Origin of the sequence: Streptomyces sp. CB01201 (assembly GCF_002803085.1) — a bacterium.
Classification (GTDB): Bacteria; Actinomycetota; Actinomycetes; order Streptomycetales; family Streptomycetaceae; genus Streptomyces; species Streptomyces hundungensis.
On record NZ_NNBJ01000011.1, the window covers coordinates 295746 to 311305 of the forward strand.

Consider the following 15560-nt stretch of genomic DNA (forward strand, 5'->3'; position numbering starts at 1 on the left):
ATCAGGCCACCTCGGTCTCGGTAGGGGGCTCCGTCGAATTCAGGACGGAAGCCGGGATGCGGAGCGCGCCAGCAGCACGATCTCCAGGCTTGTAGGGCTGGCCGTTCCTGTAGGCAGGAAGAAAGCCCTGGTGGATCCAGCGGTAGACGGTCGCGGGGTGCACTCGGAAGTGCGTCGCGACGTCTCGAACTCGCAGCATTGCGCCTCCGGTTGCGGGGTTCGCATCTGCCTACAGGTATACAAGCTTGCCGAATAATGTAGCAAGGTGCGTGGCATGAAATTGGCCAGGAGCAACGGCATCGCTCGATACCCAGGGGCTTAAGGTAGGGAGGTCAAGGCACGCTCAACTCATTGAGAGGAGGCGCAGAGGATGGCCGAGAAGCAGCGCCGGAACGACTCAATCGCCTACGCAACGGCCCGAGACCCAGGGCAGCCCGATGCCTGGACGGCGGAGTCGCAGGGACGCGGCAGCCAACGCCTCACAGAGGTCAGCGAGGTTGCACCCCCGCAGGAAGTCGCCACAGCCCTTGCCATGACCCCCGACGAGAAGGCAGTCGTCCGCCGACGAGCCGTCCTACTCAACGACGACGTCATCGAGCTCGCCGACTCGTACTACCCGCTCTCGGTCGCTCGTGGCACGGCACTCGCCGAGAAGCGCAAGATCAAGGGTGGAGCCCCGACCCTGCTCGCCAGCCTCGGCTATCGCGCTACGCGCCTGGTCGAAGACGTGGAACTGCGCGAGGCGCACGAAGCCGAATGTGCTGCGCTCGCCCTACCCGCCGGCTCCAACGTCCTCACGCTGCTACGCGCTACGGCAGGCGAGGACGGCACTCCATACGAGGTTCAGTTCATGGTCATGAAGGCGCCTCGCCGCCTCCACTACGAGATCGAGGTCGACTGACATGCCCGAACCGCATGCGGACAACCGCCCCCTCGCCGAACGGATTGCCGCAGAGATCCGCAAGCAGATCATGTCGGGGGACTGGGAGCCGGGCCGGAGAGTGCCCAAGAACAAGGATCTGCGGGAGCAGTTCAACACTTCCAACGTGACCGTGCAGCGCGCGCTTCAGATCTTGAAGGACGAGCAGTTCCTGGACGGGCAGCCGGGGGTCGGCGTCTTCGTGCGCAGCAAGCCTGCACAGACGATCATCCCCGCTTCCTATATGCCGCCCTCGCAGCCTGGGCAGCCGTATCGCTGGCTCACGGAAGCGGCCAAGCGGGAGCAGGTCGGCAAGTACCGGATGCTAGAGGTCGGCGAGGTCGCGCCTCCGGTCGAGGTCGCTCGCGCGCTCGGCCTGCCGGACGGCGGCACAGCAATGCGTCGCTACCGCATTGGCTTCTTGGACGGCCAGCCTGCCGAGCTCGTGGACTCGTACTACCCGATGGATTTGGCGCAAGGCACGCGCCTTGCGGATAGGCGCCTGATTCCCGGCGGGTCACCGGCGGTACTGGACGAGTTGGGTTACCCGACCCGCTCGCAGGATGACGCGGTCGGTACGCGTCCCGCGACGACCGACGAGTACGTACACCTGGAAGTCCCGCGCGATGTGCCCGTTCTTGAGATCTTTCGCATCGTCTACAGCGACGATCAGCGACCGATCGAGGTCTCGATCCTCGTGAAGCCGGGCCACCGTTTCAAGATGGGCTATCACGTCGACGCCCCCTGACCTGCGCGTCAACCGCCGCCCCCAACAACGATGTTGGGGGCTTTCGCGTATCCACAACCGGGCCCTTGATACATCTCCTTTTACGGGATACGGTCGTTGGCGTGAGGGTGGCCCCGGTCACACCGCGCAATGACGAGGAGTGCCATGAGTGCACCTCCGGAGCGCACCGCGCTCCACGACCTCTACAGCACGCAGGAACACGAGGGTCTCCACCCCTTCCTGGACGAGTTGTACCCGCAGTTCCTCCTGTCCCTCCATTACATGGGCACCGCGGATAGCTGCCCTAACGGAGGGCCTGGAGTCCGCTACGGCTTGTGGGACTTCGAGGAGGTCACGTTGGTGCGCGTCATCAAGTGGGGCCGCCCACAAACTCCTGTTCCGACGGCCCTCTACCGGCTTCGAGGCCAGGACAACTCGCTCCTGTATGTCGGCATCTCCGATGCCCCCAAGCGTCGATTGAAGGATCACGCGGGAGACAAGCCGTGGTGGCCTCTGGTCGCGAGCCATTCCATCGAGTGGTTCCCCACTCGGGCCCACGCCCTCGCTGCTGAGGCGAAGGCCATTCGCGCCGAGCAGCCCGTCCACAACATCCACTTCAACGGACGGAAGCGGGCATCGTGATCTTCTGGGCACCTGTCGCATTTCAGCCACTTCAAATCGCGCGATCGAAGTTCGGTGAATCGGGGCGAAGTGCGCATTGTCGAAACTTGGCCCAGGTCGCCTCATGTGACGTGTACACGAAAGTGAGAATATGTCACCGCAGGTCAGGCCGCTTCTAGTTCTGGCACCGGCCCCGCGCGGCTAAATAGACTTGAGCCATCGCCATGGGCTGCCAGCTCTCGGCATACAAAACTTCGCGACGCCTAGCGTCTGAAACAGAAAAGGCCGGGCGGTCATCACCCGCCCGGCCGGTTCAACCAGCGGGTCATCACCCCGCTGATCAGTAGAGATCCAACCGCGTAGAAGGAGAGCTCTGTCATGAGTTTACCGCGCACGCCCATTGTCGACTTCACTCCGTGGGGTTTTCTGTCCGCCCCCCTCGACGACCTGCTGACTCACCTCGACGTCCGCGTGACGGACCTCGCCACCGCCGAGCCTGATTTCTACGGCGGGCTGCGTCGCCGGGACTGGGGGCTGCAAGTGGTGGTGGCGGCCGGTCTCGTCGGCATCGAGCGGGATCTGGCGGTGCGCGGCCTGTTGGCGTACTGGTTCGACGTCGACACTGCGGACTGGCCGATGGGGCTGCGGTTCGTGGAGTTCGACGAGGCCGCGTGAGGCGGGCGCTGGGTGCGACGCGGGGGGTCACTGGTGTTGGTGAATCCTTCGGTTACTGGTCCTCGTCGCGCAGATGGTCCCCGTACCGTAGGGCGCCCCCCATGGTGAACAGGAGTATCTCGTGGAGTTTGCTGACGAGGCGCGTCCGCGGCGGGCTCACCTGCTGCGCATGGCCCAGTCGCGTGACGACCGGTTCCGTGACTACTTGCTGGCGTATGCGGATGGGACGCCCGATCCGCCGCCGATGGGGCATCACGGGATTGAGACGCGGGGTTGCCCGGAGTGCCGGGGCACGATGTGGCGGCAGCGCAAGGATTTCGTCTGCGCCGGCTGCGGTCACGTCCGGGGAGCCGTCATGGAATGCCCGCACTGCCACATCGACATGAAGCCGCCGGCGCCCGGCTGGGTTGACCGGCACTGGTGTCCTCAGTGTCGCCGTACTGCGGCGTCCACGGATACGGCGGAAGACATTGAGGCCCGGGAGCGGCAGAAGCAGGAGGCGATCGCCCTGCTGGATGCGGTCATCGAGGAACGGCGCCGCGAGGACAAGGTCATCAGTGACCTGGAACAGGACATCTCAGACGCTGAATGAGGGAAGGTCACCATGGGCGGAATACAGACCAAGGGCTGCGGCAAGTGCGGCGGCACCATGTACAAGACCTACGAGACCGACCAGAACGGCAACACCACTAGTGAGAGTCAGTGGATCTGCCAGGGTTGCGGGAACATGGAGTAGCCCCCCCAAACGCACGTCAGCGCCCCCGGCCGTGATGGTCGGGGGCGCTTCGTCATGCCGCGTTCCGCTCGGCCAGCGGCAGCTCGAAGAGGTCGCCGTGCCCGTATTGGATGCCGCAGCCGCTGCATTGCCGTCCTGGGGTGTCGAGGGTGACGCGGAGGACGGTGCCGCAGGGGCAGGCGACGGGGATGCGGCGGGGCCGGGGTTCGCCGCCGAGGATGGCGTCGCATTCGGAGCGGAGCCGGCGTATGTCCTGCGCGTATTCGTAGACGGCGGGGTGCTGGTCGCAGAACCATCCGGTGTTGGCGAGCAGGAAGGCGACGGCGCCGTCGATGGTCTGCTCGATGCTGCCGCGGAACGGTGGGGGCGACCAGCCGAGGAGTTCGCGGGCGTCTCGTTCCCAGCTGGTGACGACGCCTTCGATGCCGCCGCGGGCCCGCAGGTCGAGGACGCGCTCGTTGACGGGCAGGGGTGCGGTGCGGGAGCCGGTGCGGCCGTCGCTGCCGCGCCGTGCCGGTGCGAGGGCGCCGGCCAGGGCCCGGTACAGGCTGGGGAGTTGGGCCAGGTTGTCGTCGAGGCGTTCCTGGCATCCGGCGTGGACGCGGGGCGCGGACGGGCGGCGGCAGATCTCGCAGGGCCAGGAAGCGGGGGTCTCGTTCACGGCGGGCTCCATGGTGCGGTGGGTCAGGGGCTGAGCGGCTCGGGCAGGTTCAGGTCGGTGGTCGTGTCGGGCCTGTCGCGGTAGGCGGGCTGGCGGGTGGCGGGCCAGGGTGCGCCGTGTGCGCCGAGCCCGGAGAGGTAGCCGGGGCAGTCGACGTGGGCCTCCTCGGCCGGGGCGTGGAGGTCGAGGAAGGCTTGTTCGTCGGGGTCGAGGGGCTGGGTCACGCCGCGGCCTGGTCGGCATCGCGGCTCTTGGCCCAGACGGAACTGTCGCCGGGGTTCTGCCACATCTGGCCCCACGGTTTGGTGACGGCGACGAGGCCGATGGTGGCGGGGTCGACGCATTGCCGGTCGATGCCGAAGCGGCCTTGCCTGTGGCGGTCGGCGGCGCTGTCGCAAGAGAAGGTCCGGCAGCAGGCCGGGCAGTGGGAGCGGCTGGGGCCGGTCCACCACTGGCCGCACTGGGGGTGCCGTATGGCCGTGTACGGGAGTTGGGGTTCTTGGGTGTCGCTCATTTCTGCCTCGATTCGCTTGCCGGTGCCGTGTCAGACGGCTCGGTGGGGGTGGGTTGGGGTGATGTGCCGGAGATGGGGGTTGAAGCGCTCAGGGAGTTAACTCGCGGGTAACTGGCGGCGGTTGAGTCGCAGCCCGCCGCTCGGCCTGCCGCCTGGCATTCGCGGCCTTGCACGCCGGACAGGCGATCTCGCCCCGCCGCCAGTGCCTCAGGTAGGCGGCCCGATCACCACAGTCCGCGTACCGGCCGATCAACCCCTCGGCCGTCGCCAGGTGCACGGCGTTGGTGATGTTGGCCGCGTCCAGGGCGTGGACGATGCACCGTTCCCGGTAGTCGATCGTCGACACGGCCAGCGATAGGTGGCGGGCGATCTGCGGCCCCGACAGGCCCTGCGCGCGCAGCCACAGCACCTCCCGCTGCTGCGCCGTGAGTTGCCGCCTCACGTCCGCCTCCCGGTGCGTGGCCCGGTGATGATCCGTCCGGCCGGGTCGAGGTGCCCGTCGGCGGTCGCGAGGAGCCGCACCGCGCGGGCCAGGACGTCGGCCGGGGACTCGTAGCGGTAGCAGCGGCGCAGGATCTCCGCCGTCGACCCGTGCAGCGTCGGGTGCAGCGGGCGCGGGGCGGCGCTCACCGCCCGGCCTCCTCGGGCTGCTGTGCCTCGTCGGCCATGCGGCTCATGTCGTTGGCGACTGCGGCGTAGGCGGCGCTGAAGACGGGGTGAATGGAGTCTTGGGCGTATCGCCGGTACCGGGCCTCCAGTTCCCGCAGCACGGCGGCCCGGTCGACGGGCGCGAGGTGCAACTCCCCGGCCCGTTCCTGGATGGCGTCCCACGGTGCCCCGGTGCCGAGGCCGAGCGCCTGCGACAGGGCCAGGCGGCGGGCCTCGGCCTCGGCGACGGCGGCAGGCCACTTCGTCGCGCACCACGGGTGGTGGTAGATCCCGGCGCCCATGTGCACCTCCGCCTCGCAGTCGCAGGCGGCCCGGTCGACGGGCGCGGGCAGGACGGCCATCACGGCGTCGGCGTGGTCGCCGTATTCGTCGGGCTCCATCCCGTCGTCGTCGAACTCGAAGCCATTGGCCTCGCAGATCGCGCGGCGGATCCGGTCGCGCAGGGTGGGCTGGTCGGTCATCGGGCCCGCTCCTCGTCGTCGGCGTCGCCGGGGGTGACGCAGTGGGCGAGGTCGCCGCGCTGGACGTGGCCAACGGGCTTGATGCAGCCGGAGCCTGGAGCTTCGTCTTCACCGAACGGGCAGACGCCGTCCGCGTAGGGGTCGAAGTCGGTCATGGGGTTCCTCCGGGTCGGGTGGTCGGGACGGTCAGGCGGGGCGGTGGGTGCGGTGTTCGGGGCAGATGGTGCCGCCGTTCGGGTCGTCCCAGCCGAGCTCCACGCGGGCGCTGTCGGCGGCCTCGCGGGTCTCGTAGCGGCCGTCCATGACGCCGAAGCAGACGTCGCACTGGACTTCGTAGGTGGCTGTGATCGGCATCGGGTTTCTCCTCGGTGTGGTGGCAGGTCAGGGGGCTGGCGGGCGGCCACGGCGGTCTCGCATGCGGCCTTTGATCTGGTTGTCGGTCGGCGGTGTCCACGGATGCCAGCCAGCGGCTTCGGTCCACTGGCGGCCGTGTCCGCGCTGGGCAATGCCGCACCAGTGGCAGCCGTGCGGCTCCCGGGCGGACCGGCCCTCGCGGCGGCCGGTCACGGCTCGACACTTCCGTCGATCGCGATCTGCCCGGACATCTGCGGCTCGGCGGGAAGTAGTTCGTCGAGCAGGGCCTGGTGGGCGGCGTCGCGTTCCCGGCAGACGAAGCGGGCGTCGGACAGCACGTACCAGTCCATGCCGCGTGCTACGGCCATGGCTTCGGGCAGGTCGGCGAGGTGCATCACGCAGTCGTCCTCGTTGGTCAGCGTGTCGCCGCAGGCGTCGCAGGTGACGGACAGGCAGGCGTGGGACTTGATCGGCACAGTGGGTCTCCTTCAGGGGCGGCCACGGCGGTCGTCGTGGCACGGCAGGCGGTCAGGCGGCGGTGTCGCGGGTCCAGTTGCCGAATCGTTCGGGCACTGTGAGGCCCAGGGCCTGGTACTCCTCGGCGCAGTAGCGGTTGAACTCGTCGCGGTGGGCTTCGATGAGTCGGCCAACGGCGATCTCCCCGGCGTGGACGCGTAGTTCCTTCGGGGTTGCGCCGGCCGCTGCGGCGATCTCTGCGTCGCGTCGTCGCCAGTCCTGTTTGCGCACTGATTCGGCGTGGGCTTCGGCCCTCAGTCGGCGGCATTCCTCAACCCGAATCTTGATCATGTTGCGGTAGCCGGTGGTGCGCTTGCGCCAGTCGTGGGCTTCCAGGCTGCTGTCGCCCTTGCGTGCCGACATGCGGGTCTCGATGTCGGCGGCGAGTTCGCCGAGCTGCCGCTTCCAACGGCGCTGGTTGAGTGGATGCCTCAGGGCCCCGCGCTCGGCACGGTCGCCGTCGCTGCGGACGTCGTTGGCGACGATCTCTCGGAAGTCGATGTCTGGCAGGGAGGCCAGGCGCTCGACGGTGGCGCGGTCGGCTTCTGCCGCCGTGATGGGTTCTTCCATGGCGCTCTTGGTGAGGTGCCACCAGGTGCAGACGCACTCGTAGGGCGTGAGCTGGAGGTTGGCGCGAAGGTCGACGCGCCGGCTGGAGTTGACGGCGGCGGCTCGGGTGGCGAAGCGGGACTTGGTCGGGGTTGGGCAGGCGGTCATCGGCAGTGCTCCTTTCGGCGGGTGGGGTCAGGCGGCGTCGGCGAGGCGGAGGTGGGGTTCGCCGAGGGCGGCGGCCAGCTCGGCGTAGTGGGCGGCTTGTTCGGCCGCCGTCCAGCGGGGCGGCTGAAGGGCCTTGCGCCGGGGCTGTGCGGGCCGTGAGGCGCCGAACGTGCCGTCGGGGACCCCTTCGGCCATGAGGCGCTCCAGCGGCGTCACGAGGCGCCTCCTGCGGCCTGGACGCTCCAACGGCCCTTCCGGTGCCGGGTGATGGAGTCGCCGAACCGGGCCACCAGACGGTTCTCGCCGGTTCCGATCCGGAGACCGGTAACGACCGTCTTGCCGCCGACGTACTCCCAGTAGCCCTTGGCGTAGACCCCGTCGCAGTCGATGGCGTCATCGATCTCGTTGAGGTTGTCGCGGGTGAGCTGCCAGGTCTGGCTCATGCCGCCACCTGCTCGGCTTCGGTGTACCGGCGAGCGTGGACCGTGGCCCGCTCGCGGCCGTCCTCGTGGCACGGAACGGTCGGCTCGACCTGGCAGGCCGGGCAGCACGCGGTCAGCTGGGCCCAGGCTGAGCGGCGGGCGGGGTGGACGTCGGCGGTCAGGCGGCGGCCGGTACCGCGGACGATGCACGGCGTGTGCGGGGCGGCCTGGCAGTGCGGGCAGGCCACGGACCGGGCGGGCGCCTGGGCGGCGCGCAGAATGTGGCGGATCGAATCGGGCATCGGGGCTTGGGAGTGCTTCACGGGTTCCTCCTCAGGTCGGTGCAGGGCTTGCAGGGGCAGGTCTGGCCGGGGTCGGCGTCGAGCCGGTCGCGGTGCTCGGTGGCGACCACGTGTGCGCGGTACGCCTCCAGGGCCCGGGTCCAGGCGCCGGGTGGCTGCGGGGGCGGCGGGTCCGGTGGCCGGGAGCCGGTGGGCCAGGCGCCGGCCCGGTAGCCGGGTGGCTGCGGCGGAGGCACGGTCGGGGGCTTCTCGCGGCGGGCCCGGCCATCGGCGATCTGCTGGCGTAGGAACGCCGTCAGGTCGCCCTGGGCGCGCATCTCCCGGATGTCGTCGCGTTCGATGTCACTCACCGGACGTCTCCCGCTCCTGGAGCTCTTGGAGCTTGACCATCGACGCGGCGCGGCGGCGCTCGATCTCCGCCGGAGACTCCAGCTGCGCGGGACCGCCGTTGGCGACCCGGGTGCGGGCTGCGTGTGGGGTGCGAAGTTGGCGCGGAGGCCGCTTCTCGTCGAAGCCCCCGATCTTGCAGGGGCGTCCGATCGCAGCCTGGCAGGTCGGGCAGCACACCCCGAGGGGGCCGGCTCGGCGCACCTCGGTGACGGGGTTCTCGCTTGATACGTCCGGTGTTGAACGGCCCACCTGCGCCAGGGCTTTGACGACGTCCGGGTGTGGTCCACCTTCAAGCGCGGGGCATTCGGTGAGCGCGGGGCTGGTGCCGTCGGCGGTACTGGCGATCTGGCCACGCAGGCGAGCCAGATAGTCGGGGTCTTCGTCGCCGGGCGGTGGGTCGTACACGAAGTTTGCGAGCCGCTCGGCACGGATCTTGCGGGCGATGCTGATGACGTCGGGGGTGGTGACGCGGCGGCGCGCTTCGGGTTCGAGGCCAGCCATTTCGACGGCGTAGAACCGGGTGAGGGCTGCGTCGGCGTCCTTGAAGGCGATGACCGCCGCATTGAGGTCGGAGTGCCAGGCGAGGATGTCGGCGTCGCCAACGATTCGTTGGTCTCGGGCTGCGGCCAGACCGAGAAGTCGGCCCGCTTCTTCGTAACTGATCACTTGATCTCCTGGTTCTGGGCGTCGGCGAGGGCTTGGAGGCGGCGGCCGGCGTCGACGGCTTGCTGTACGCGGAGGTCGGAGGTAGCGGGGCGCTGGCCGCCGGGCTGGAGGCGCACGACGTTGTCGGCTACAGCAGCGGGGAGTTGGCCAGGTCCGGCTTGCGGTGTGGGGATGTCGGGTTCGAGGGATTCCCAGTCGGCCAGCCAGGCGCTGGCGCTGCCGGGCGCCCCGCGGTAGCTGGCGTTGCTGTACGCCATGGCGACCATGGGCTCGACGCCGACGCGTTCGACGACTTGGCGGGCTCGTTCGATCTGCGAGGGCTGGAGGTTCCAGCTGACGCCGGTGATGCCGGCCTTGGCGACGGCGCGCTTGAGGTCACCGAGCGTGTCGTAGGAGCGGATGTCCGGCTCGGGCTCGCGCGCTGCTGCAGCCCTAGTACTTCCGAAGGAAGTACTAGGTACAGGCGTGGCAGTGGCTTGGGCAGGCGTGACGCCGTCAGCAGGCGTGCGGTGTGACGAGCCCCCCTGACCTGCGGCACTTGGCAAAAAGTGGGGGTCTTTTCGAACTCGATTCGTCTTCGGTTCGTCCTCGAAACGAATCGTTTTCGAGGACGAATCCTCTTCGATTCCGGAAGCTTTTCGTGTTGCGCGGCTCTTGGCGGCCCGGTCGGCAGCAGCGTTCTTGTTGGCCTCGTACTGCGCTTTGGTTACGTTGCGTCCACCTTCGAAGAAGTCGTGGATCACGTAGTCGCCCGGGGTCGGCTGCGGGCAGCGCGCGCAGTCATGCCCGTGCTCATGCCACAGGCCGGTCTTGACGAGCTTGGCTGCCTGCGGGGCGGTGCCGTACAGCTGGGCGATGACGCCGGACACGATGCCCTCGGTGAGGTGCTGCGCGGAGTACGAGCCGCAGCGCAGCCAAAGGCCGAGCGCCGCGTTCCCGGCCCGCATGAACTTCGGGTGGGAGTGCGCCTTGTCGTCGACCTTGAACCAGGGCATCAGCTCTCCTGTGAGGCTGGGGCAGCCAGGTACCGCAGGAGCTGGGTGTCCATCTGTCCGCCCGAACGTCCTGCGGCGTACATGACGGTGCTCCGCTGGTTGTCAGCGTCGACAAGGACGATCAAGGCGTGGAGGATCGTGCAGAACTCGGCCAGTTCGTCCATGGAGGGGCCCGGCCCTCCGCTAGCTGCCTCCCATCGCTCTGACCAGAGGGTCACGGCGTCTGCGCCAAGGGAAAACTGTCCTTCGCTCAGCTGAGGATTCACGAACCGCGCTATGTCGGTAGAGCGAGCTGAGCCAGCGCGGAAGGCAACCTCGGTGAGGTAGTCCGAAGGCAGGTCGGAGCCGTCCGCGAACAGCGTCAAGCCCTCAAATGCGGCCTGCTCCTGCTCCTCGGTCGGCTCGGTGTGGGCCCACTTGTCCCACGCCCATCGCCATACGGCGATGAGATGTGCATGGAAGGCAACCCGTACCGTGGCCGTTCTCGGCTCGGCCCGCACCAGCTTCAGCTCAGACACCCGCCGAAAGGCCTCCTGGTCGACGTCTTCGACGGGCATCGCGTTCGGCATGCTGCTGGTCTTGCCGGAGTTGCATTGGGCGCACGAGGTAACGAGGTTGGTCGGCTTGTCGCTGCCGCCGAGCGCCTGCGGGATGACGTGGTCGACGTTGAGCTTCACGCCGGGCGCCGTCGCTCCGCAGTACCGGCAAGCGTGGTTGTCCCTGCGGAGGATCTCGTAGCGGAGGCGCTTGGAGACGGCCATCTCGGTCTTCTTCCTGGCGGTACGGGTAAGGGGTGCGGGTGCCGGTTAGCGGGGTCCGGCGCGGGCCGGGCGGGAGGCGGTCACGCGGCGGCCTTGCGGGCTTCGCGGCACAGGTCGTGCGTGTACTGGAGGTCGAGGCCGAGCTTTTTGGCGATGAAGTGCTCGGACTCGCCGGCTTCGACGAGGCGGCGGATTTCGTCGCGGCGCATCGAGTCGCGGCCGTTCGCCGCGATCGGCTCATAGCGGGGCGTCTTCTCCGGCCGGCAGGAGGGGTCGTCGATGTCCTCCCAGGCGAGGGGGCCGTGCCAGCCTTCGCGCGCGGCCAGGTTGCGGGCCATGGTGCGGGCTGCCAGGGGGACGCCGTGCTGTGCGGGATCCCAGGTCTGGACGGTGCGGTAGGCGTCGGCAATCCGGCGGGCCGTGGAGGCCAGGACGCGTTCTCCTCGGGCGAGTTCGGTGAGGCGCCGCGGGTGGAATCCGAGGTGGGGGCCGAGGAGCGTGTACGGCCACCCAATGGTGACGAGGGCCTGGATGCGCCGGCGGGTACCGGTGGCGTCGATGACCGTCGTCGGGGTGATGGGGGCCGGCTCGATGGGGAGGGCGAGGATCCGCTGTGCGACTTCGGTGCGGATGCGCTGGGCTCGCGGGTTGCGTGGCGGGCTGTCGTAGAGGATTCGGGCGATGGTTGCGGCCGAGACCTGCGCGGTCTTCTGGATCCTGGGGAGGCTGTGGCCGGCAGCGCGCAGGGCGGCGATGTGCTGGCGGACGGGTTCCGCGTCGACGAGGGGCTTCCAGGTGCCGTATCCGATCTTCCGGTAGCGGCGCAGATCGTATGCGTTGCTCACGTCCCGGCATTTCCGGCACTTGCACTGGTGGTGCTTGGCCATGGTCAAGGTGCCGTGTCGAGGCGGGGTCGCGGTCGTCATTGCTGCTGCTCTCCCGTCGGGTAGAGGGGGCGGATGCTGGCGGCGTACTGGTCGAGGTGGCGGTCGAGTTCGCCGTCGATGGCGTCGCGGGGGTGGGCATGGAGGCGGTCGCCGAGGTGGCGGATGGCCGCGGTTTCGAGGCGGGTGCGGCGGTCCGCGGTGCGGCGGTCCTGGGTCCGGGCCGCCCGGCGGGTCCGCCAGGCGTCGCCGGTGAGCAGCACGCCGTATGCGGCTCCAGTGAGGAGGCCGAGGGCCGCGATGGTCGGGGCGTAGTCGAGGGGGTTCATGCGGCTGCCCTCCCAGCCCTGGCCGCGGTCGTGCCACGCCACGTCCTTACGCCGCTGTGGTGGGCGGTGGGGCGGTCGGAGCAGGTCCAGCCGGCGGTGCGGACGTAGCCCTCGTCTTTGAGGAGGGTCATGAGCCGTCCCCAGTGGTGGGCGGGGTCGGGCGGGTCCGCGAGGTCACGGTTTTTGGCGACCTCGTAGCAGGTGAACGTCCGTCCGGTTGAGGCGACTTCGAGAAAGATGGGCCAGACTTCGGCGAGCCACGTCTCGTAGTCCTCGGCGCGACGCCGGGCCGCGGTGGTCTTGGGGGCGGGGATGCTGCCGTCGAGGGCAGGCTGGATGAGGGTCATGACGCCGCTCCGTAGCTGACACGGACGGTTGTCGTGCGCAGAACGCGGTTGACGGTGTCGTCTACGGCCTTGGCGAGTTCGGCGATCAGCTCGCTGCGGTTCTCGTCGGTGAGCTGGTCGCCTGTAGCGATGTGCACGGCGGCGTTCCACTCGCCCGTGACCGCACGGAATCCGAGCGAGGGTCCGACCAGCAAGTCGGCGGCGGTGACGGCGGCCTCCCATTCGGCGATGGTCATCGGCCGCATGCTCTGCGGGTTCATGACGTGCTCCCCTCGGTTCCGGCGCGCTCCGCGACGGCCCAGCCGTGCTCGCAGGATTGGTTCCGCAGGAGGTAGCCGCCGGGCTTGCGGACGCCACCGCCGTGAATGACGTCGCCGGCGTCGATGGTGTGGACCGGTGTGGCGTGGAGCTGTTCGCAGAGACCGGCGATCGGGTCGAGGCCGTACTCCTCGATGCGATTGAGGGCGTCGGCTAGATCGGCCCAGAGGGAGTACTCGATGGCGTCGTAGAGGCGGTCCTCGATGGGATCGGTCATGGCGTGTTCTCCTTGGATGGCCGGGGCCCCTGCCTGTTTGCGGCGGGCAGGAGCCCCGAAGGCGGTCAGGCGGTGGGGGCGGGCGGCTGCGCCGCCTCTTGCTCGGCGGACTTGGGCTCGGCGCTCAGCCAGGCGAGGAGCGGGCTGGCAATGTCGCGGGCTCCGTTCGGCCGCTCGATGACCTTGCGGCTGAGGCCGGGACACCGGGACTTGAGGACTTCGAGCCGGTTGTCGAGGTCCATGGAGACGGCGATGTCGAACTCGTACTCGATGCCCTTGCGCTGCTCGGGGCGGGTGCCAACGCGGGTCGGTTCTTTCCGGCCGCGTTCGTTCTCCTGGAGCACCCACTCGGTGTATGAGCGCATCGAGGCGACGACGTGGCCGGGGTAGGCGAGGATCGCGGCGATCATCTCGTTCTGGAGCGGAGTGCCGTCCTTCCAGCCCGCGAACTTGTTGCCGCCGTACTTACTGCTGGCCTTGTCGACTTGGTCGAGGGTGCCGTCTGTGCCGGTCCAGAAGTGGCTCAGGCTGTCGACGAACACGGTCGGGTATCCGGCTTGCGCCGCGGCATCCAGTACGCGGATCAGGTCGCGGGGGTTGTAGGTGTCCATCGGGCAGCTGTCGAACTGGATGCCGCCGATGCCCGCGTAGAGGCTGGCCGCGCCCTTTTCGGTGTCGATGACCGCGAAGGGCTTGCCCTCGGACAGGCCGTGGGCGATGCCGAGGCCGGTCCAGGTCTTGCCGGAGCCGGACACGCCCTGAATGGACAGGCGGGCCTTGCGTCCGGCCTTGGTGGCGGGCCGGAAAGCGAAGCCGTTGTCGGCCGCGGGAGCCTGGCTCTGGCGGCCGGTACGGACCGGCGGGGGAAGCTGGTTCACGGACTGCTCCTAGCTGTACTGGCGCTCGACCCAGGCGGGGAGCGGGATGAGAGCGGTGGTCGGGAAGTAGCCGGGCCAGTTGCCCGTGGCCATGCCGTGGGCGTAGTGGTAGAGGGCCTTCTCGTTGAGGCGCCGGCCGATGTCCATGGCGGTCACGTCGAGTTCGGCGACAGTCACCAGGTAGGGCGGCTGCTTCTCCTGGAAGATGAAGACGAACCTGGCCTCAGGGCCGACCAGTTCGAGCTCCCAGGCGCCCGCGCGGTACCAGTCCGCCTGTTGGTGATAGCCCCACTTGTGGACGGTCTTGGAGATCTCTTCGGGGTCGACGCTGGTGGTGGTCTTGTAGTCGACGATCTCGTTGTCACGGAGCCAGTCGGGGCGGGCCCGCCGCCAGATCCCGTCGGCCTCCCAGAACATCGACTGTTCGGCGACACCGGAGCCGGGCTCCAGCAGGTCCGCGGCCTCCTGATGCTGGCGCAACGCTGCGGCCATGGCCTTGACCTGGTCGAGTTCGGCCTGCTTCAGCGGTACAGCCCCGGCGGCGCGGATCGCGGACACCTCGGCCTTGATGGCGGTCGTGTTCCACTTCTCCGCATCGACGACGACGAGCTCCGGACCGTCTCCGAGGACGAGCTTGTGCGCGGCGGTGCCAACGTCGAAGGCCTTCTTCGGCGGCTGCGGGTTGTCGAGAGCCCACTTGAACCGGGCCGGGCAGTCCGCGAGTTGCCGCGCTCCGGTCGACGAGAGGCTGCCGCCAGGGACCGGATCGGAGTGGTAGACCTCGGCCGGGATGTCGTACAGGCCGGGGATGATCTCGGCCGTCGCTGTCGGGGCGGTCATGAGGCGTACCTCCGAGCGATGCCGGCCACGGCTCGCGCCGCCGTTTCGCAGTCAGGGGCTTGGCGGATGGCCATTGCGGCGGCACTGAGGATGGTGGCGGCGTAAGCGTTCATGAGGCGGGAGGCGTTGTCGTCCAGCCAGCCGCCGTCCTCCAAGGCGCTGCGCAAGGCGGTGGCGGGTTCGCAGCCCTCGCATGTCCCGTCGGTAGTGAAGGGTCCGTCGGTGTCACCGCAGTGGCGGCAGGCGAGCGGGGTCATCAGAACGGCTCCGTCTCGGTGTGACGGGCGCGGGGCCACAACGGAAGCCGGAAGGTGCGGAGTTGGTCGAGGCAGGCGCATTCGTCCCAGCCCGCGTCGGAGCCGTAGGCGATCCAACCCCCGCGACTGCCGGAACAGTCGGGACAGTTGGGGTCGGGCTCTCGGGTGACGTTCACGGCCCGCTGGTACAGCCCTACTGTCCAGCGGCCGATGCGAAGAGTGGTGCTCATGTGCTTGGCCTTTCGGGTGTTGGTGGCCAGGCCGCCCCGGTTAGAGGGGGCGAGGCGGCCTGGCGTGCCGCGGAGCCCGGGGGCGGCTCTACGCGGCGTCTATGGGTGGTGGTGGGGTCCGCGCCACTGGCCGGTGGCATCCGGAGGCGCGGAC

At 69.0% G+C, this 15560-nt stretch carries 32 protein-coding genes; 6 read left to right on the forward strand and 26 right to left on the reverse strand.

Annotation, left to right across the window (positions count from 1 at the left end; translation table 11 throughout):
* Position 1 precedes the first annotated feature (1 nt).
* A complete protein-coding gene (locus tag CG740_RS41945) occupies positions 2-199 on the reverse strand; it encodes a helix-turn-helix domain-containing protein (RefSeq protein WP_100577173.1) in 198 nt (65 codons plus the stop codon).
* A 171-nt stretch (positions 200-370) separates the two neighbouring features.
* On the opposite strand from CG740_RS41945, the gene CG740_RS23280 reads away from it, so the two are divergent.
* The 6 genes from CG740_RS23280 to CG740_RS41600 all read left to right on the forward strand — a co-directional run bounded on the left by CG740_RS23280 (position 371) and on the right by CG740_RS41600 (position 3678).
* Positions 371-901, forward strand: a complete 531-nt coding sequence (locus tag CG740_RS23280) for a UTRA domain-containing protein (RefSeq protein ID WP_100577174.1) — start codon at positions 371-373, stop codon at positions 899-901.
* A 1-nt stretch (position 902) separates the two neighbouring features.
* Entirely contained in the window at positions 903-1667 is a 765-nt protein-coding gene (locus tag CG740_RS23285; protein WP_100577175.1) for a GntR family transcriptional regulator, read from the forward strand.
* Between the two features lie 144 nt (positions 1668-1811).
* Positions 1812-2288: a GIY-YIG nuclease family protein gene (locus CG740_RS23290; protein ID WP_159030386.1), complete on the forward strand. Its 477-nt coding sequence runs from the start codon at positions 1812-1814 to the stop codon at positions 2286-2288.
* Positions 2289-2645: 357 nt separating this feature from the next.
* On the forward strand, positions 2646-2942 hold the full coding sequence (locus CG740_RS23295) for a hypothetical protein (protein ID WP_100577177.1): 297 nt from the start codon (positions 2646-2648) through the stop codon (positions 2940-2942).
* A 121-nt stretch (positions 2943-3063) separates the two neighbouring features.
* Positions 3064-3534 (forward strand): hypothetical protein, encoded by a 471-nt coding sequence (locus CG740_RS41100; protein ID WP_234376440.1) that lies wholly within the window; start codon positions 3064-3066, stop codon positions 3532-3534.
* A gap of 12 nt (positions 3535-3546) precedes the next feature.
* The gene (locus CG740_RS41600; RefSeq protein WP_267895422.1) at positions 3547-3678 is read left to right on the forward strand and encodes a hypothetical protein; all 132 of its coding nucleotides are present in this window, start codon (positions 3547-3549) and stop codon (positions 3676-3678) included.
* A 52-nt stretch (positions 3679-3730) separates the two neighbouring features.
* Here the strand turns inward: CG740_RS41600 and CG740_RS23305 are convergent, their stop codons facing one another.
* From CG740_RS23305 to CG740_RS23420, 25 genes are all read right to left on the reverse strand, one after another.
* Complete coding sequence (locus tag CG740_RS23305) at positions 3731-4339, reverse strand: hypothetical protein (RefSeq protein WP_159030387.1); 609 nt, start codon at positions 4337-4339, stop codon at positions 3731-3733.
* Between the two features lie 23 nt (positions 4340-4362).
* Positions 4363-4563, reverse strand: coding sequence for a hypothetical protein (locus CG740_RS23310; protein ID WP_100577179.1), 201 nt, complete (start codon positions 4561-4563; stop codon positions 4363-4365).
* The gene (locus CG740_RS23315; RefSeq protein ID WP_100577180.1) at positions 4560-4853 is read right to left on the reverse strand and encodes an FDXHR family putative zinc-binding protein; all 294 of its coding nucleotides are present in this window, start codon (positions 4851-4853) and stop codon (positions 4560-4562) included. Before CG740_RS23315 ends, CG740_RS23310 begins: the two co-directional genes overlap by 4 nt.
* An 88-nt stretch (positions 4854-4941) precedes the next feature.
* Positions 4942-5295 carry a LuxR C-terminal-related transcriptional regulator gene (locus tag CG740_RS23320; RefSeq protein ID WP_159030388.1) on the reverse strand — a complete coding sequence of 118 codons (354 nt, stop codon included), beginning with the start codon at positions 5293-5295 and terminating at the stop codon, positions 4942-4944.
* Positions 5292-5483: a hypothetical protein gene (locus CG740_RS39830; RefSeq protein ID WP_159030389.1), complete on the reverse strand. Its 192-nt coding sequence runs from the start codon at positions 5481-5483 to the stop codon at positions 5292-5294. The genes CG740_RS23320 and CG740_RS39830 overlap by 4 nt, the downstream gene beginning before the upstream one ends.
* Positions 5480-5983, reverse strand: coding sequence for a hypothetical protein (locus CG740_RS23325; protein WP_100577182.1), 504 nt, complete (start codon positions 5981-5983; stop codon positions 5480-5482). Before CG740_RS23325 ends, CG740_RS39830 begins: the two co-directional genes overlap by 4 nt.
* On the reverse strand, positions 5980-6138 hold the full coding sequence (locus CG740_RS39835; RefSeq protein WP_159030390.1) for a hypothetical protein: 159 nt from the start codon (positions 6136-6138) through the stop codon (positions 5980-5982). Before CG740_RS39835 ends, CG740_RS23325 begins: the two co-directional genes overlap by 4 nt.
* A gap of 31 nt (positions 6139-6169) precedes the next feature.
* Positions 6170-6337 carry a hypothetical protein gene (locus tag CG740_RS39840; protein WP_159030391.1) on the reverse strand — a complete coding sequence of 56 codons (168 nt, stop codon included), beginning with the start codon at positions 6335-6337 and terminating at the stop codon, positions 6170-6172.
* A gap of 209 nt (positions 6338-6546) precedes the next feature.
* On the reverse strand, positions 6547-6813 hold the full coding sequence (locus tag CG740_RS23335; RefSeq protein ID WP_100577184.1) for a hypothetical protein: 267 nt from the start codon (positions 6811-6813) through the stop codon (positions 6547-6549).
* Positions 6814-6865: 52 nt separating this feature from the next.
* A complete protein-coding gene (locus tag CG740_RS23340; protein ID WP_100577185.1) occupies positions 6866-7570 on the reverse strand; it encodes a hypothetical protein in 705 nt (234 codons plus the stop codon).
* A gap of 27 nt (positions 7571-7597) precedes the next feature.
* Positions 7598-7786: a hypothetical protein gene (locus CG740_RS23345; RefSeq protein WP_100577186.1), complete on the reverse strand. Its 189-nt coding sequence runs from the start codon at positions 7784-7786 to the stop codon at positions 7598-7600.
* A complete protein-coding gene (locus CG740_RS23350) occupies positions 7783-8013 on the reverse strand; it encodes a hypothetical protein (RefSeq protein ID WP_100577187.1) in 231 nt (76 codons plus the stop codon). Before CG740_RS23350 ends, CG740_RS23345 begins: the two co-directional genes overlap by 4 nt.
* Positions 8010-8315 carry a zinc finger domain-containing protein gene (locus tag CG740_RS23355; RefSeq protein ID WP_234376441.1) on the reverse strand — a complete coding sequence of 102 codons (306 nt, stop codon included), beginning with the start codon at positions 8313-8315 and terminating at the stop codon, positions 8010-8012. The genes CG740_RS23350 and CG740_RS23355 overlap by 4 nt, the downstream gene beginning before the upstream one ends.
* Positions 8312-8644, reverse strand: a complete 333-nt coding sequence (locus tag CG740_RS23360) for a hypothetical protein (protein ID WP_100577188.1) — start codon at positions 8642-8644, stop codon at positions 8312-8314. Before CG740_RS23360 ends, CG740_RS23355 begins: the two co-directional genes overlap by 4 nt.
* Complete coding sequence (locus tag CG740_RS23365) at positions 8637-9350, reverse strand: zinc finger domain-containing protein (protein WP_100577189.1); 714 nt, start codon at positions 9348-9350, stop codon at positions 8637-8639. The genes CG740_RS23360 and CG740_RS23365 overlap by 8 nt, the downstream gene beginning before the upstream one ends.
* The gene (locus CG740_RS23370) at positions 9347-10345 is read right to left on the reverse strand and encodes a hypothetical protein (RefSeq protein WP_100577190.1); all 999 of its coding nucleotides are present in this window, start codon (positions 10343-10345) and stop codon (positions 9347-9349) included. The genes CG740_RS23365 and CG740_RS23370 overlap by 4 nt, the downstream gene beginning before the upstream one ends.
* A complete protein-coding gene (locus CG740_RS23375; protein WP_100577191.1) occupies positions 10345-11106 on the reverse strand; it encodes an HNH endonuclease in 762 nt (253 codons plus the stop codon). The genes CG740_RS23370 and CG740_RS23375 overlap by 1 nt, the downstream gene beginning before the upstream one ends.
* Positions 11107-11186: 80 nt before the next feature.
* The gene (locus CG740_RS23380) at positions 11187-11951 is read right to left on the reverse strand and encodes a hypothetical protein (protein ID WP_159030392.1); all 765 of its coding nucleotides are present in this window, start codon (positions 11949-11951) and stop codon (positions 11187-11189) included.
* 77 nt (positions 11952-12028) lie between these two features.
* Positions 12029-12319 (reverse strand): hypothetical protein, encoded by a 291-nt coding sequence (locus CG740_RS39845; protein ID WP_159030393.1) that lies wholly within the window; start codon positions 12317-12319, stop codon positions 12029-12031.
* On the reverse strand, positions 12316-12666 hold the full coding sequence (locus CG740_RS23390) for a hypothetical protein (protein ID WP_234376442.1): 351 nt from the start codon (positions 12664-12666) through the stop codon (positions 12316-12318). Before CG740_RS23390 ends, CG740_RS39845 begins: the two co-directional genes overlap by 4 nt.
* A complete protein-coding gene (locus CG740_RS23395) occupies positions 12663-12926 on the reverse strand; it encodes a hypothetical protein (RefSeq protein WP_159030394.1) in 264 nt (87 codons plus the stop codon). The genes CG740_RS23390 and CG740_RS23395 overlap by 4 nt, the downstream gene beginning before the upstream one ends.
* Positions 12923-13201 (reverse strand): hypothetical protein, encoded by a 279-nt coding sequence (locus CG740_RS23400; protein WP_100577194.1) that lies wholly within the window; start codon positions 13199-13201, stop codon positions 12923-12925. Before CG740_RS23400 ends, CG740_RS23395 begins: the two co-directional genes overlap by 4 nt.
* A gap of 65 nt (positions 13202-13266) precedes the next feature.
* Positions 13267-14079 carry an ATP-binding protein gene (locus CG740_RS23405; protein ID WP_100577195.1) on the reverse strand — a complete coding sequence of 271 codons (813 nt, stop codon included), beginning with the start codon at positions 14077-14079 and terminating at the stop codon, positions 13267-13269.
* 9 nt (positions 14080-14088) lie between these two features.
* Entirely contained in the window at positions 14089-14919 is an 831-nt protein-coding gene (locus tag CG740_RS23410; protein WP_100577196.1) for a PD-(D/E)XK nuclease-like domain-containing protein, read from the reverse strand.
* 256 nt (positions 14920-15175) lie between these two features.
* The gene (locus CG740_RS23420; RefSeq protein ID WP_100577198.1) at positions 15176-15406 is read right to left on the reverse strand and encodes a hypothetical protein; all 231 of its coding nucleotides are present in this window, start codon (positions 15404-15406) and stop codon (positions 15176-15178) included.
* Between the last annotated feature and the right edge of the window lie 154 nt (positions 15407-15560).

Coding starts and splice junctions, on each gene's coding strand:
- CG740_RS41600 (WP_267895422.1), top strand. CDS start 3,547: ATGGGCGGAATACAGACCAAGGGCTGCGGCAAGTGCGGCGGCACCATG.
- CG740_RS23290 (WP_159030386.1), top strand. CDS start 1,812: ATGAGTGCACCTCCGGAGCGCACCGCGCTCCACGACCTCTACAGCACG.
- CG740_RS23410 (WP_100577196.1), bottom strand. CDS start 14,919: ATGACCGCCCCGACAGCGACGGCCGAGATCATCCCCGGCCTGTACGAC.
- CG740_RS23390 (WP_234376442.1), bottom strand. CDS start 12,666: ATGACCCTCATCCAGCCTGCCCTCGACGGCAGCATCCCCGCCCCCAAG.
- CG740_RS23340 (WP_100577185.1), bottom strand. CDS start 7,570: ATGACCGCCTGCCCAACCCCGACCAAGTCCCGCTTCGCCACCCGAGCC.
- CG740_RS39835 (WP_159030390.1), bottom strand. CDS start 6,138: ATGACCGACTTCGACCCCTACGCGGACGGCGTCTGCCCGTTCGGTGAA.
- CG740_RS39840 (WP_159030391.1), bottom strand. CDS start 6,337: ATGCCGATCACAGCCACCTACGAAGTCCAGTGCGACGTCTGCTTCGGC.
- CG740_RS23375 (WP_100577191.1), bottom strand. CDS start 11,106: ATGGCCGTCTCCAAGCGCCTCCGCTACGAGATCCTCCGCAGGGACAAC.
- CG740_RS23295 (WP_100577177.1), top strand. CDS start 2,646: ATGAGTTTACCGCGCACGCCCATTGTCGACTTCACTCCGTGGGGTTTT.
- CG740_RS39845 (WP_159030393.1), bottom strand. CDS start 12,319: ATGAACCCCCTCGACTACGCCCCGACCATCGCGGCCCTCGGCCTCCTC.
- CG740_RS23315 (WP_100577180.1), bottom strand. CDS start 4,853: ATGAGCGACACCCAAGAACCCCAACTCCCGTACACGGCCATACGGCAC.
- CG740_RS23325 (WP_100577182.1), bottom strand. CDS start 5,983: ATGACCGACCAGCCCACCCTGCGCGACCGGATCCGCCGCGCGATCTGC.
- CG740_RS23280 (WP_100577174.1), top strand. CDS start 371: ATGGCCGAGAAGCAGCGCCGGAACGACTCAATCGCCTACGCAACGGCC.
- CG740_RS23400 (WP_100577194.1), bottom strand. CDS start 13,201: ATGACCGATCCCATCGAGGACCGCCTCTACGACGCCATCGAGTACTCC.
- CG740_RS23350 (WP_100577187.1), bottom strand. CDS start 8,013: ATGAGCCAGACCTGGCAGCTCACCCGCGACAACCTCAACGAGATCGAT.
- CG740_RS23370 (WP_100577190.1), bottom strand. CDS start 10,345: ATGCCCTGGTTCAAGGTCGACGACAAGGCGCACTCCCACCCGAAGTTC.
- CG740_RS23420 (WP_100577198.1), bottom strand. CDS start 15,406: ATGAGCACCACTCTTCGCATCGGCCGCTGGACAGTAGGGCTGTACCAG.
- CG740_RS23285 (WP_100577175.1), top strand. CDS start 903: ATGCCCGAACCGCATGCGGACAACCGCCCCCTCGCCGAACGGATTGCC.
- CG740_RS23395 (WP_159030394.1), bottom strand. CDS start 12,926: ATGAACCCGCAGAGCATGCGGCCGATGACCATCGCCGAATGGGAGGCC.
- CG740_RS41945 (WP_100577173.1), bottom strand. CDS start 199: ATGCTGCGAGTTCGAGACGTCGCGACGCACTTCCGAGTGCACCCCGCG.